The organism is Frigoribacterium sp. VKM Ac-2836, from assembly GCF_013248995.1.
In the GTDB taxonomy this organism is placed as follows: domain Bacteria; phylum Actinomycetota; class Actinomycetes; order Actinomycetales; family Microbacteriaceae; genus Frigoribacterium.
On record NZ_JABRPK010000002.1, the window covers coordinates 237,384 to 249,653 of the forward strand.

The 12,270-nt window shown below is 71.4% G+C and carries 13 protein-coding genes; 5 read left to right on the top strand and 8 right to left on the bottom strand.

Annotated features, from left to right (window positions below; all coding sequences use genetic code 11):
- Window positions 1-4: 4 nt before the first annotated feature.
- The 4 genes from hemC to hemL are packed head-to-tail and all read left to right on the top strand — an operon-like array spanning window position 5 to window position 4,111.
- Window positions 5-991 (top strand): hydroxymethylbilane synthase, encoded by a 987-nt coding sequence (hemC, locus tag HRF36_RS07460; protein WP_173208555.1) that lies wholly within the window; start codon window positions 5-7, stop codon window positions 989-991.
- Window positions 988-1,779 carry a uroporphyrinogen-III synthase gene (locus HRF36_RS07465; protein ID WP_173208557.1) on the top strand — a complete coding sequence of 264 codons (792 nt, stop codon included), beginning with the start codon at window positions 988-990 and terminating at the stop codon, window positions 1,777-1,779. Before hemC ends, HRF36_RS07465 begins: the two co-directional genes overlap by 4 nt.
- A complete protein-coding gene (gene hemB, locus HRF36_RS07470; RefSeq protein ID WP_173208559.1) occupies window positions 1,779-2,768 on the top strand; it encodes a porphobilinogen synthase in 990 nt (329 codons plus the stop codon). Before HRF36_RS07465 ends, hemB begins: the two co-directional genes overlap by 1 nt.
- Window positions 2,768-4,111 (top strand): glutamate-1-semialdehyde 2,1-aminomutase, encoded by a 1,344-nt coding sequence (gene hemL, locus HRF36_RS07475; RefSeq protein ID WP_173208561.1) that lies wholly within the window; start codon window positions 2,768-2,770, stop codon window positions 4,109-4,111. The genes hemB and hemL overlap by 1 nt, the downstream gene beginning before the upstream one ends.
- Before the next feature lie 10 nt (window positions 4,112-4,121).
- Here the strand turns inward: hemL and HRF36_RS07480 are convergent, their stop codons facing one another.
- From HRF36_RS07480 to HRF36_RS07505, 6 genes are all read right to left on the bottom strand, one after another.
- Window positions 4,122-4,937, bottom strand: coding sequence for an ABC transporter ATP-binding protein (locus HRF36_RS07480; RefSeq protein ID WP_371740072.1), 816 nt, complete (start codon window positions 4,935-4,937; stop codon window positions 4,122-4,124).
- Window positions 4,934-5,623, bottom strand: coding sequence for a GntR family transcriptional regulator (locus HRF36_RS07485; RefSeq protein ID WP_173208563.1), 690 nt, complete (start codon window positions 5,621-5,623; stop codon window positions 4,934-4,936). Before HRF36_RS07485 ends, HRF36_RS07480 begins: the two co-directional genes overlap by 4 nt.
- Window positions 5,624-5,773: 150 nt before the next feature.
- Window positions 5,774-6,754: an MDR family oxidoreductase gene (locus tag HRF36_RS07490; RefSeq protein WP_173208565.1), complete on the bottom strand. Its 981-nt coding sequence runs from the start codon at window positions 6,752-6,754 to the stop codon at window positions 5,774-5,776.
- 24 nt (window positions 6,755-6,778) lie between these two features.
- A complete protein-coding gene (locus HRF36_RS07495) occupies window positions 6,779-8,176 on the bottom strand; it encodes an SPFH domain-containing protein (RefSeq protein ID WP_173208567.1) in 1,398 nt (465 codons plus the stop codon).
- An 11-nt stretch (window positions 8,177-8,187) separates the two neighbouring features.
- Window positions 8,188-8,697, bottom strand: coding sequence for a hypothetical protein (locus tag HRF36_RS07500; RefSeq protein WP_173208568.1), 510 nt, complete (start codon window positions 8,695-8,697; stop codon window positions 8,188-8,190).
- A 143-nt stretch (window positions 8,698-8,840) separates the two neighbouring features.
- Complete coding sequence (locus tag HRF36_RS07505) at window positions 8,841-9,866, bottom strand: 6-phosphofructokinase (protein ID WP_173208570.1); 1,026 nt, start codon at window positions 9,864-9,866, stop codon at window positions 8,841-8,843.
- A 143-nt stretch (window positions 9,867-10,009) separates the two neighbouring features.
- Between HRF36_RS07505 and HRF36_RS07510 the strand changes: the two genes are divergently transcribed.
- Window positions 10,010-10,681: a DUF4190 domain-containing protein gene (locus HRF36_RS07510; protein ID WP_173208572.1), complete on the top strand. Its 672-nt coding sequence runs from the start codon at window positions 10,010-10,012 to the stop codon at window positions 10,679-10,681.
- Between the two features lie 96 nt (window positions 10,682-10,777).
- Here the strand turns inward: HRF36_RS07510 and HRF36_RS07515 are convergent, their stop codons facing one another.
- Window positions 10,778-11,263, bottom strand: a complete 486-nt coding sequence (locus HRF36_RS07515) for a pyridoxamine 5'-phosphate oxidase family protein (RefSeq protein ID WP_173208574.1) — start codon at window positions 11,261-11,263, stop codon at window positions 10,778-10,780.
- Window positions 11,264-11,296: 33 nt separating this feature from the next.
- Entirely contained in the window at window positions 11,297-12,205 is a 909-nt protein-coding gene (locus tag HRF36_RS07520; protein ID WP_173208575.1) for a rhodanese-related sulfurtransferase, read from the bottom strand.
- Window positions 12,206-12,270: the final 65 nt, after the last annotated feature.

The following is a 12,270-nucleotide window of genomic DNA, read 5'->3' on the forward strand; positions in this document are numbered from 1 at the left end:
CCCCGTGGCGACCATCCGCATCGGCACCCGAGGCAGCGCGCTGGCCGTCGCCCAGTCGACCACCGTCGCCGACCGCATCGCGGCCGCCACGGGACACGACGTCGAACTCGTCCGCATCAAGACCGAAGGCGACCGGTCGCAGGGCACCGGCGAGTCGCTGGCGTCGCTCGGTGGCACCGGGGTCTTCGCCAGTGCCCTGCGCGAGGCGCTCCTCGCCGACGAGTGCGACGCGCTCGTGCACTCCCTGAAGGACTTGCCCACTGCCACGCACCCCGGTCTCGTCATCGGGGCGACCCCCGATCGCGCGGACGCCCGCGACGCCCTCTGCGCCCGCGACGGACTGACCCTCGAGGGGCTGCCCGAGGGCGCTCGTGTCGGCACGGGGTCACCGCGTCGTGCCGCTCAGCTGCTCTCGAGACGCCCCGACCTCGAGGTCGTCGACATCCGCGGCAACGTCGACACGCGGCTCGGCCGGGTGGGCGACGACCTCGACGCCGTGCTGCTCAGTGCGGCCGGTCTCGGGCGTCTCGGTCGGCTCGACGCCGCGACCGAACTGCTGGGGCTCGGCTTCTGGCCCAGCGCGCCGGGCCAGGGCTCGCTGGCGGTCGAGGTCCGCGAGGGCGACCACGACGAGGCGCTCGCTCGCGGGCTGGCCGCGATCGAAGACGAAGAGACCCGCCTCGTGGTCACGGCCGAGCGCGCCGTGCTCGCCGGTCTCGAGGCCGGCTGCGCCGCCCCCGTGGGTGCCAGCGCGGTCGTCGACGCCGGCTTGTTGCTTCTCAGCGCGACCGTCTACAGCTCCGACGGCAGCCGACGGCTCAGCTCGTCACACGCCGTCTCGCTCGAGGACGGCCCGCTCGTCGCCCGCCTCGCCGACGTCCACGAGGTCGCCGGTCGGGTGGTCGACGAACTGCTCGACTCGGGTGCGGCCGAGTTCGCCCCCTTGGGTGGCGGACCGTCCGGCGGCGACCCCCTGGGCAGCGCCTCGTGACGGCCGACAAGCCGCTCAAGGGAGTCCGCGTCCTCGTCCCGCGAGGCGGCAAATGGGGCGACGGGGTCGCGGCTTCACTGCGGTCGCGCGGTGCCGCGCCGGTGATCGCGCCCCTGATCAACTTCGCCCCGGCCGAGACGCCCGAACTGCTCGCCGCGGCACTCGCCCGGCTCGAGTCCGGGGTCTACGAGTGGCTCGTCGTCACGAGTGCCACGACGGTCGACGTCCTGGTCGGCAACGGCATCCGTCCACCCGCGTCCACCCGGGTCGCGGCGGTGGGCGAGACCACCGCGGCTGCCCTGAGCCTGGCGGGCATCCGCGTCGATTTCCTGCCCGAGGGCGACAACTCCGCCCGCGGCCTCGTCAAAGAATGGCCGGCCGACGAGGTCACCGGCCGGGTGCTCGTGCCCCAGTCCGACCTCGCCGAGCCGACCCTCGTGGCCGGGTTGTCGGCCCGCGGCTTCGACGCCGAGTTCGTCTCGGCCTACCGGACGGTCGGCGTGCCCGTGTCGGCCGAGGTGCACGACGGCGTCGCCGACGGATCGATCAGCGTGCTCCTCGTCACCTCGGGCAGCGTGGCTCGTCAGATCGCCGCGCAACTGGCGCCCCTGCCCGAGGCGACCCTCGTCGCGTGCATCGGCCCGCGCACCGCCTTCGACGCCCGTGCCGCGGGACTGCCCGTGCACCTGATCGCCGAGACCCGATCGGCGGCCGCCCTCGTCGAGGCCGTGGTGGACCACGCCCTCGACGGCCCGTCCGCCGGAACACCCCCCACCGAGAAGGACTGATGTCTGAGTTCCCCCGCGTGCGGCCTCGCCGCCTGCGCGCCACCCCTGCCCTGCGACGCCTGACCGCCGAGACCCGGCTGCACCCCGCCGACCTCGTCCTGCCGATGTTCGTCCGCGAGGGCATCGACGAACCGTCCCCGATCTCGTCCATGCCGGGCGTCGTGCACCACAGCCTGTCGAGCCTCCCCCGAGCGGTCGAGCAGGCGGCCGAAGCAGGCGTCGGCGGCGTCATGCTGTTCGGCGTCCCCCTCGAGAAGGACGCCGTCGGCTCGGGCGCGACCGACCCCGAGGGCATCCTCAACGTCGCCACCCGCGTGGCGGTCGACGCCGCGCAGGGTGCGCTCGTCGTGCAGACCGACCTCTGCCTCGACGAGTTCACCGACCACGGCCACTGCGGCGTGCTCGCCGCCGACGGCTCGGTCGACAACGACGCCACCCTCGTCCGCTACGACGAGATGGCGGTCGTCCAGGCCGAGGCCGGCTCGCAGCTGATCGGCATGAGCGGCATGATGGACGGTCAGATCGGCTCGGCACGCGATGCCCTCGACGAGGCCGGCTTCGGCGGCACGGCATTGCTCGCCTACGCCGCCAAGTACGCGTCGGCCTTCTACGGTCCCTTCCGGGAGGCCGTCCAGTCGACGCTCGTCGGTGACCGTCGCACGTACCAGATGGATGCGGCCAACGGCCGTGAGGGCCTCCGCGAGGTCGACCTCGACATCGCCGAGGGTGCCGACGTCGTGATGGTCAAGCCGGCCATGAGCTACCTCGACGTCCTCGCCGAGACCGCCGCGACCAGCACGGTGCCGGTCTGGGCCTACCAGATCAGCGGCGAGTACGCGATGATCCAGGCCGCCGCGGCCAACGGATGGATCGACCTCGACGCCGCGTCCTACGAGAGCGTCCTGTCGATCAAGCGCGCAGGTGCCGACGCGATCCTGACGTACTGGGCCACCGAACTGGCCACGCGCCTCCAGAAAGAGCGGTTCTGATGACCGAGCAGAGCAACGACACCTACTTCACCCGAGCCAAGCGGTCGATTCCGGGCGGTGTGAACTCACCCGTCCGGGCGTACGGTTCGGTCGGTGGGACGCCGCGCTTCCTGGTGGGTGCCAAGGGTGCCTACGTCACGGACGCCGAGGGCCGAGACTACGTCGATCTCGTCGCTTCGTGGGGGCCGGCCATCCTCGGGCACACGCACCCCGAGGTCCTCGAGGCCGTGCAGCAGGCGGCCGCGCGTGGTCTGTCGTTCGGGGCGTCGACCCCGGCCGAGACCGAGCTCGCCGAGCTGGTCCGCGAACGCGTCGCCGTCGGCGACCAGCGTCCGATCGGCAAGTTGCGCATGGTGTCCACCGGCACCGAGGCGACCATGACGGCCATCCGTCTCGCCCGCGGTTACACCGGTCGCGACCTGCTCGTGAAGTTCGCCGGGCACTACCACGGGCACTCCGACTCGCTGCTGGCCGAGGCCGGCTCGGGCGTCGCCACCCTGTCGATGCCCGGTTCGGCAGGCATCACCGCCGAGACCGCGGCCCAGACCCTCGTGCTGCCGTACAACGACCTCGACGCCGTCCGGGCGGCCTTCGACGAGCACGGCCCGCGTATCGCGGCGGTCATCGTCGAGGCGGCGGCCGCCAACATGGGTGTGCTCGCCCCGCAGCGCGGCTTCAACCGCAGCCTCTCCGAGATCACGCGACGCCACGGGTCGCTCTTGATCGTCGACGAGGTGCTCACCGGCTTCCGGGTCGGCCGCGCCGGCTGGTGGGGCCTCGAGGCGTCGCAGGTGGTGCCCGACGGCGCCGGCTGGGAGCCCGACCTGATCACCTTCGGCAAGGTCATCGGTGGGGGCATGCCGCTCGCAGCCTTGGGTGGACGTGCCGAGGTGATGGACTTCCTCGCCCCTCTGGGGCCGGTCTACCAGGCGGGCACTCTCAGCGGCAATCCCGTGGCCGTCGCCGCCGGCATCGCCACGCTGAGGCTCGCGACACCCGAGGTCTACGCCCGGCTCGACACCGTGGCCGATCAGCTGTCGGCCGGTGTCTCGGCTGCCCTGTCGGCCGAAGGGGTCGAGCACAGCGTCCAGCGAGCCGGCTCCCTCTTCTCGTTCTGCTTCACACCGACGGCTCCGAAGGACTACGACGACGTCCGGGCCCAGCAGGCCTGGCGTTACCCGCCGTTCTTCCACGCCATGCTCGACGCCGGGGTCAACCTGCCGCCGTCGGTGTTCGAGGCCTGGTTCGTCACGGCCGCCCACGACGACGACGTGGTGTCGCGCATCCTCGACGCCGTGCCGGCGGCGGCGAAGGCCGCTGCGGCCGCCGAGGCACCGCACTAGACGGCGTCGGTCAGCGGCGGCGGGCCCGGGCCGTCCAGCGACCCTCGACACGGTCGATGACGAGCGGGTGGTCGAAGGCACCCGACACGAGCTCGGAGGTCAGCACCTCGTCGGCGGTCCCGGTCGCGACGACTCCGCCGTCGCGGAGCAGCAGGGCGTGCGACGTGCTGCTCGGGAGGTCCTCGAGGTGATGGGTCACGGTCACCGAGGCCATCTCGGGGTGCACCGCCCGCAGGTCGTCGACCGTGTCGAGCAGATGCTCCCGGGCCGCGAGGTCGAGCCCGGTCGCCGGTTCGTCGAGCAGCAGCAGCGCCGGCTGTGCGACGAGGGCACGGGCGATCAGTGCCCGACCACGTTCGCCCTGTGACAGCACGCTCCATCGCGCCGACAGGCGGGACGAGAGGCCGACGTCGGCGACGAGGTCGACGACCCGCGCCTCCTGCTCGTCGGAGGGTGACCAGCGGGGCACCGGATCGCTGCTGCCCGTCAACCCCGTGAGCACGACCTCGCGAACGCTGTTGTCACCGGCCGTGCGGTGGCGCGGGTCCACGTGGCCGATGTGACGGCGCAGCGCGCTCAGCTCGACGCGACCGAGTCGGTGGCCGAGCACGTCCACCGTGCCCGCCGTCGGGTGGCCGAGCGCCCCGCACAGCGTGAGCAGGGTGGTCTTGCCGGCCCCGTTGGGCCCGATCAGCGCCCAGTGCTCACCGGCACCGACTCGCAGCGACACGTCGTGCAACACGACACGACCGCCCCGGGTCACCCGGGCATCGACCACGTCGAGCACGGGCGGCACCGGGGCGGCCGCCGGAGAAGCAGAGGTCACGCGCGGTAGATGCCCGCCTCGCGCACCTGGTCGAACAGGCCCTGCAGGCGTGCGGGCTGCTCTCGGACCGCTGCGGCAGCGGCCTCGGCGTCGTTCGCCTTCACGGCGTCACGCAAGGCCACCGAGAAGGTGTGAGCCTCGTTGTGGCCGACGATGCCGTTCGTCGACGGACGGCGGATGAGCAGCATGACGCGGGGGCCGGTGTTCGACCACAGTCGCGTGAGCGAGTCGCTGCCGGCCGCGGCCAGCAGGATCTCGTTGACCCGCAGGAGACCACCGGCGTCTTCGTCTTTCTTGGCCTTGTAGGCCTTGGCTCGTGCGTCGAGGATGCCGACGATCTCGGCACGCTGAGCCTTGTCGAGCTTGGGCACGGCCCGCTCGACGAAGAGCGACCAGACCGCGTAACCGACGTCGATGGTGTCGACGAACTCGTCGAAGGACGGGTCGACGATCCGTGTGTAGCGGTTCGCCTCGATGTCGACCAGCGCCTGGTCGGCGAGCTTGGCGATCGCCTCGCGGACGGGCGTGCGCGAGACACCGAGCCACGCGACGAGCTGATCGTCGTTGAGACGCTCGCCGAACTCGAGGGTGCCGTCGAGGATGGCCTCGAACATCTTGTCGTAGACGACGTCACGCAACAGTCGGCGGGGTGCGGGCGTCAGGTCGTGGTTCTGGGGGATCGGCATCGGGGGCCTCCGTCGTGGGTTCGGTCAGGTGCCGACGGTCGACGGTGCGGGGCACCGTGGCCGGTCGGGCTCGTCGACGCGGCCCTGAACCGCTCGCCGACATGTCGAGCATAAACCGGAAGGCTGAGTACGTATGCGCGATCCGGAGTTCTAGATTCGCGGTTCGCCGACCCGCACGACCGTCCGGCCCCGTGTCCTGCCCGCCAGAATCGCCTCTCCGGCACCCACGACGTCGGCCAAGGCCACCTCGTCGGTCAGTGAATCGAGCAGGTCGAGGTCGAGATCTCGGGCCAGCCGGCCCCAGGCGTGGCGACGAAGCTCGAGGGGTGCCTCGACCGAGTCCACGCCGGCAAGGGTCACCCCCCGCAGGATGAACGGCAACACGGTCGTCGGGAGGTCGGAGCCCTGGGCGAGCCCGCAGGCCGTCACCGTGCCGCCCCAGCGGGTCTGCGCCAGGACCGTGGCGAGGGTGTGGCTGCCCACCGAGTCGACACCACCGGCCCAGCGGGCCCGCTGCATCGGCTTGCCCTCACCGGACAACTCGCCACGGTCGATCAGGGTCGACGCTCCGAGCGAGCGCAGGTAGTCGCCCTGCTCGGCGACGCGACCCGAGGAGGCGGTGACCGAGTAGCCGAGGCGGCTCAAGAGTGCGATCGCCACGGATCCGACGCCTCCGGCCGCCCCGGTCACCACGACGTCGCCGTCCTCGGGGTCGACGTCGCGCTCGAGCCGGAGGACGCTGAGCATGGCCGTGAAACCCGCTGTGCCGACGGCGGCGGCGCGCCGCCCGTCGATGCCCGGGGGAAGCACCACGGCGTTGGCCGGATCGACCACGACACGCTCGGCGAAGCCACCTTGCCTCGTCTCGCCGTGGCCGGCACCGGTGACGATCACCTCGTCACCGGGTGCGAAGCGAGGCGACCCCGAGGACGCCACGACGCCGACCAGGTCGATGCCGGGCACGAGCGGGTCGACCCGGGCCACCCCGGCATCACCGCGCAGGGCGAGCCCGTCCTTGTAGTTGACGCCGGACCAGGTGACGTCGACGACCACGTCACCTGGCCCACCGACCGGCTCGTCGATCTCTCTCAGCTCGGCGGCTCTGCCCTTCTCGACCACGATCGCACGCATGCGACCGAGGCTACGCGGGGTCGGTCAGGCGCGATCGCCGGGGCCGGACGCCCCGGCCTTGCCCCCGAGGAAACCACCCAGTGCGCTGACGAGGTCGAGGCCCGTCGTCGCCTTCACGACGTCCTGCAGCTGCGTCATGTTGTTGGCGACGGACTTCGTCAGCTCGTTGGCGCCGTCGGTCGAGACCACGGTCAGGGCATCGATGTTGCCCATCGGGGCCGCCATCTCGCGGGCGATCTCGGGCAGGCGCGAGATGACCTGCGACGCGAGCGCCGCCTGGCCGAACTTGCCCTGCGCTTCGGCCAGGGCGTCGACCGCCTCGGCCTCGGCGAGACCCTTGGCCTTGATCGCCGCGGCCTCGGCCCGGCCGGCGGCCTCGACCGCCGCGGCCTCGTTCTCGGCCGCGTTGCGGGCGGCGTCGGCGAGCTGGGTGCGGCGGAACGCCTCGGCCTCGACGGCGGCGTTCGCTGCGTCGCGCTCGGCCTCGGCGTTCTGCACGGACGCGTAGGCCGCGGCTTCGGCGGGCTGACGCACCTCGATGTTGAGTCGCTCCTGGTTGACCTTGGCCTGCTCGGCCACCGCGATGCTCTCTTGCTCGGCGACGAGTTTGTCTTGCATGGCCCGGGCGAGCTCACCGGCGGCTGCGGCCTCGGCCTGCGCCCGGTCTGTCTCGGCCTTGATCTGCGCCTGGCGCACGTCGAGCTGCAGCTGGCGTTCGGCCGTCTGCTGGGTGTTGCCGATGCGCGCGAGGGCGGCGATGCGCTCTGCCTCGGCCTCGGCGACGTCGGCGTTCTGCTTGGCGACGGCGGCCTCGGCACGGCCACGGTCGGCGAGGTAGGTGCTGCCAGGGGTCTCGATCTCGCGGATGTTCATCGTCTCGATCTGCAGACCGAGCTCGGCGAGCTCACCCTTCGTCTCGTTCACGGCGTCGGCCGCGAGGCGCGAGAAGTTCTTGACGAGGTCGTCGACCGGCTGGCCGCCGATGAGACCGCGGATCGAGCCCTCGAGCGACTGCTGCACGATGACGGGGAGCTGCTGCTGCTGCAGCAGGTAGCGCTGGGCGGCGCGACGCACACCGTCCTCGGTGCCCGTCACCTTGAAGTTGACGGTCGCCTTCACGGCCGTGCGGATGTAGTTGGCGTCGATCGCCTGCACCTCGACCGGGGTCTGGTACTGCTCGAGCGAGAGCTTGAAGCCCTCTTGGAAGATCGGCCAGACGAACGTCCGTCCGCCGATGATGACCTTCTGCGGGCTCGAGATACCCCCGCCCTCGGAACGTTCGGCGCCACGGCCGACCACGATCAGTGCCTCGTTCGGCGGGACGCGACGGACGCGGCTGGCGACGAACGACAACAGGGCGAGCACGATGACGACGGCGACGACGATGGCGACGACGCTGACGTTGGAGGAGATGAAGTCCACGGAGCTTCCTTTCAGTTGGTCTGGGAATCACGCGAGGCGTGCGCGTCGCCGGCGTCGAGTGCCTCGATCTGCACGCGCGGGCCGTTCTCGGCCACGACGCGGATGCGGACACCGCGTTCGATGCGTGCGGCGCTGGTCGCGAGTCGCCGCTCGAGTTCGCGGACGTCGTCGAGTCGCACCTCGCCGCCGCTCGGGCCGGTGGCCTCGGTCGTGACGCCGACGAACCCGACGGGCGACCAGTGGCCGCCGCTCTCGCGACGCGTCACGCGGCGGACGACGAGCTGGATCAGCACGAGCGCGACGAGGGCCATGCCGACGGCGACGGCGTACGTCCAGCCCGGCGCGAGGTCGGTCTGCGAGGTGACGATCCCGGCGAGCCCGAAGATGGCCAACGCGGCACCCAGGGCGACACCCGAGACGAGGCCGTCGCCGACGTCGAAGACGTCGAGCAGGTCGCCCACGACGATGCTGACGAGAAGGAGCAGGAGTCCGATCGCCCCCACCACGATGAACGTGATCATGTGTCGAGCCTGTCAGAGTCCGGCGGGATGCACATCGCCTGTGCGACGGAGCCGGGGGTGCCGACGGGGCGGCGACGCCTGGGGAGGAACCGTCGACCGAGACACGGTCCGCTCACGACGGCGGGTGCGCCCGCGGCCCCTTGTCACCCGAAGAGGATCGCGGCTTCGTCGTACCGGTGCTGCGGAACGACCTTGAGGCTGTCGAGGGCCTCCTCGAACGACACGTGCACGATCTCGGTGCCGCGCAGGGCGACCATGCGCCCCCAGCGTCCCTCGACCACCGCGTCGCTCGCCGCCATGCCGAGACGCGTCGCGAGCACGCGGTCGTACGAGGTGGGCGTTCCACCGCGCTGGATGTGGCCGAGGGTCGTGGCGCGGGTCTCGATGCCCGTGCGCTCCTCGATGACGGGGGCGAGGCGCTCGCCGATGCCGCCGAGTCGGGGTCGGCCGAAGGCGTCCAGGCCGCGTTCCGAGTGGACGTCGCTCTCGTGGTCGGGCACGAACCCCTCGGCGACGACCACCAACGGTGCGCGCCCCCTGTCGTAGGCCGATTGCACCCACTCGACGATCTGGTCCATGCTCGTGGCCTGCTCGGGGATGAGGATCGCGTGGGCACCCGCGGCCATGCCCGAGTGCAAAGCGATCCAGCCCACGTGGCGACCCATGACCTCGGCGACCATGCAGCGGCTGTGCGAGTCGCCCGTCGTGCGCAGGCGGTCCATCGCGTCGGTGGCGATCTGCACGGCGGTGTCGAAGCCGAAGGTGTAGTCGGTCGCCCCGAGGTCGTTGTCGACGGTCTTGGGCACGCCGACGATCTTGAGCCCCGCGTCGGTGAGCCGCTTCGCCGCGGCCAGGGTGCCCTCGCCGCCGATGGCGATCATCGCGTCGATGCCGAAGCGTTCCATGTTGTCGGCGATGCGGTCGACGCCGCCGTCGCCCTCGAACGGGTTCGTCCGGCTCGTTCCGAGGATCGTTCCGCCCTGCTTGGCGATGCCCTGGATCTCTTTCCGCGTGAGCGGCATCACGTCGCCGTCGACGACGCCTCGCCACCCGTCACGGAATCCGACGAACTCCTGCCCGTGGATCTGCGTGCCCTTCAGCACTGCTCCGCGGATGACCGCGTTGAGGCCGGGGCAGTCGCCGCCGCTGGTGAGGATTCCGATTCGCATCGAGGGGCTCCATCGCATCGAAGGGCCCGATCGACGGGCCGAGGTCGAGACCCATCATGGACCACGAGGAGGCGCGGCACCTGTCCGCGACGCCGGTCGGCACCCGGCCCGGTCGCGCAGGCGGCCGTACTACCCTCGCCTGCATGAGCAACGAGCAGCCGGGGCGCCCGCCGTCGCCGTGGGCACGCTTCGCCCGGCCCGCGCCGACCGAGCCCGACCGGGGCGAGTTCCCGTTCGGCCCGCCCCGGCCGGTGCGCCCCAAGGCGGTCCCGGCCGACCACGGCTGGCCCCTCGATCCGTCCGGTGCCTCGCAGCGGCCGGTCGCCGAGCGGCCGTTCTTCCCGCAGGCATCCGAGCAGCAGGCCTCCGCGCCCACCTGGAACACCGACGGTCGTCAGGTCTGGGCGCCGACGCCCGAGTCCGTCCCCGGCTCAGACGGGGCCACGACCGAGGCCCACACCGAGAACGCGGGACTCGGCTCGTACTTCTTCCCCGCCGACGACGACTGGTCGTCCCGTCCCGCACGCACGGATGACGAGGGACGCGGCCTCGCGATCGCGTCGGTCGTCTTCGGTCTCTTCTTCGCGCCGCTGGGACTGGTCTTCGGCATCGTCGCCGCCCGGCGCGCGCGTACTGCGGGCCGACCGGCCACGCTCGCCCTGACCGGCATCGTCGTCGCGTCGATCGTCATCGTCCTGAGCCTCGTGTACGCGATCTCGGCGCTGGACTACTTCTCACAGTTGGCGACGACCTGTGCCCAACTCGGTCCGGGCGACTACGTGAACGGCGACGGACAGACCGTCAGCTGCGGGTGATCCCGGCGACAGACGTCGCCAGCGGAGGCGGGTCGCCCGGGACGCGTGTCGCCGGGGCGCGGGTCGCCGTTCACGACCCGCGCCGCGCCTCCTCGGTCAGAGCGAGACGGTGCCGGTGTCGGCGACGTTCTTCGGGTGCCCGCCCGTCACGGCGGCCTTGGCGTACTTGAAGAGGGTGACGGCCTTGGGCTCGTTGCTGACCCAGTACTCGGCCGTGTCGACGTCGACCTCGAGCAGGGCGACGCTGGGGTCGTCGCGGCCCTGGTCGAACCAGGCCTCGGCGCCGGTCGTCCACAGCTCGTCGATCAGCGCGGCGTCCTTGACCACCGACGCCGTCCCGGCGAGCGACAGGTAGCCCTTGCCGGTCTCGACGGCGACGTTCACCTGCGGGTGCGCCTTGACGTCGTCCACCTTGGGGGAGGGGTCGCGGGTGAAGAAGTACACCTTGCCGTCGAAGTCGCGGTCGACGAGAGCGAGGGGGCGGCTCACCAGGTGGCCGTGGCTGCTCTGGGTGGTGAGGATGCCGATGCGGCCCGCGTCGAGGACCTCGCCGATCTTGCTGCTGTCGTTGGTCTCAGTCATGCCGGGGACCCTACGCCGCAGGCTCGACCACGGTCACAGCGCCGGGGGTCCGCCGACGGTCACAGGGCCGGAGGCGCGGTGCCGGTCGCAGGTCACGTCGCCTCGTGCGCCGCAGCCCTCGCAGGCGACCAGTTGCTCTCGGCACTGCACCTCGACGCAGTTCTGCATGCGACTGGTCGCGGTGCCGCAGGTCTCGCAGTGGCCGATCACGGCCGCGTGGTCACTGAACTCGACCGAGCCGCGTCCGTCGAAGACGTAGAGCGAACCGTCCCACAGGCCGTCGTCGCCGAAGCGCTCGCCGTACCGCACGACACCCCCGTCGAGTTGATAGACCCGCGAGAAGCCGCGTGCCGTCATGAGGGAGGAGAGCACCTCGCAGCGCACACCACCCGTGCAGTAGGTGACGACGGGCTCGTCCTTGAGGTGGTCGTAGCGGCCGCTGTCGAGTTCGGCCACGAAGTCGCGGGTGGTCGCCACGTCGGGCACCACGGCGTCTCGGAACCGGCCTATCCGTGACTCGTACTCGTTGCGCCCGTCGAAGAAGGTGACCTGCTCGCGATCGACGAGCTCGTGCAGTTCGTCGGGGGACAGGCGCTCGCCCGTGCCCACGACTCCGGACTCGTCGACCTCGAGCTCGTCGGGTGCGCCGAACGTCACGATCTCGTCGCGCACCTTGACCGACAACCGGGGGAAGTCGCTGCCGGTGCCTTCGCTCCACTTGACGTCGAGCTGGGCCAGCGCGGGGTGCTGCCGTGTCTTCTTGAGCCACCGTTTGACGTCGGGCAGGTCGCCACCGAGCGTGCCGTTGACGCCCTGCGTCGAGACGAGCACGCGGCCCGTCAGGTCGAGCGATTCGGCCAGGTCGCGCTGCCAGAGGCGGATGGCCTCGGGATCGGCCAGGGGCGTGAACACGTAGAAGAGCACGATCTTCGGGGTGGCCATCCACGGAGTCTAGTTTCTCGGTCCACTGCTCGACGCACAGGGCATGAATGCCTTATGCTTTCGAC

What these genes read in the sequence shown, in the direction of transcription:
- HRF36_RS07490 (WP_173208565.1), bottom strand. Translation starts at nt 6,754, where the DNA reads ATGCGTGCGATCGTGGTCGAGAAGGGCAGAGCCGCCGAGCTGAGAGAG.
- hemB (WP_173208559.1), top strand. Translation starts at nt 1,779, where the DNA reads ATGTCTGAGTTCCCCCGCGTGCGGCCTCGCCGCCTGCGCGCCACCCCT.
- hemL (WP_173208561.1), top strand. Translation starts at nt 2,768, where the DNA reads ATGACCGAGCAGAGCAACGACACCTACTTCACCCGAGCCAAGCGGTCG.
- HRF36_RS07485 (WP_173208563.1), bottom strand. Translation starts at nt 5,623, where the DNA reads ATGCCGATCCCCCAGAACCACGACCTGACGCCCGCACCCCGCCGACTG.
- HRF36_RS07510 (WP_173208572.1), top strand. Translation starts at nt 10,010, where the DNA reads ATGAGCAACGAGCAGCCGGGGCGCCCGCCGTCGCCGTGGGCACGCTTC.
- HRF36_RS07515 (WP_173208574.1), bottom strand. Translation starts at nt 11,263, where the DNA reads ATGACTGAGACCAACGACAGCAGCAAGATCGGCGAGGTCCTCGACGCG.
- HRF36_RS07505 (WP_173208570.1), bottom strand. Translation starts at nt 9,866, where the DNA reads ATGCGAATCGGAATCCTCACCAGCGGCGGCGACTGCCCCGGCCTCAAC.
- HRF36_RS07500 (WP_173208568.1), bottom strand. Translation starts at nt 8,697, where the DNA reads ATGATCACGTTCATCGTGGTGGGGGCGATCGGACTCCTGCTCCTTCTC.
- HRF36_RS07520 (WP_173208575.1), bottom strand. Translation starts at nt 12,205, where the DNA reads ATGGCCACCCCGAAGATCGTGCTCTTCTACGTGTTCACGCCCCTGGCC.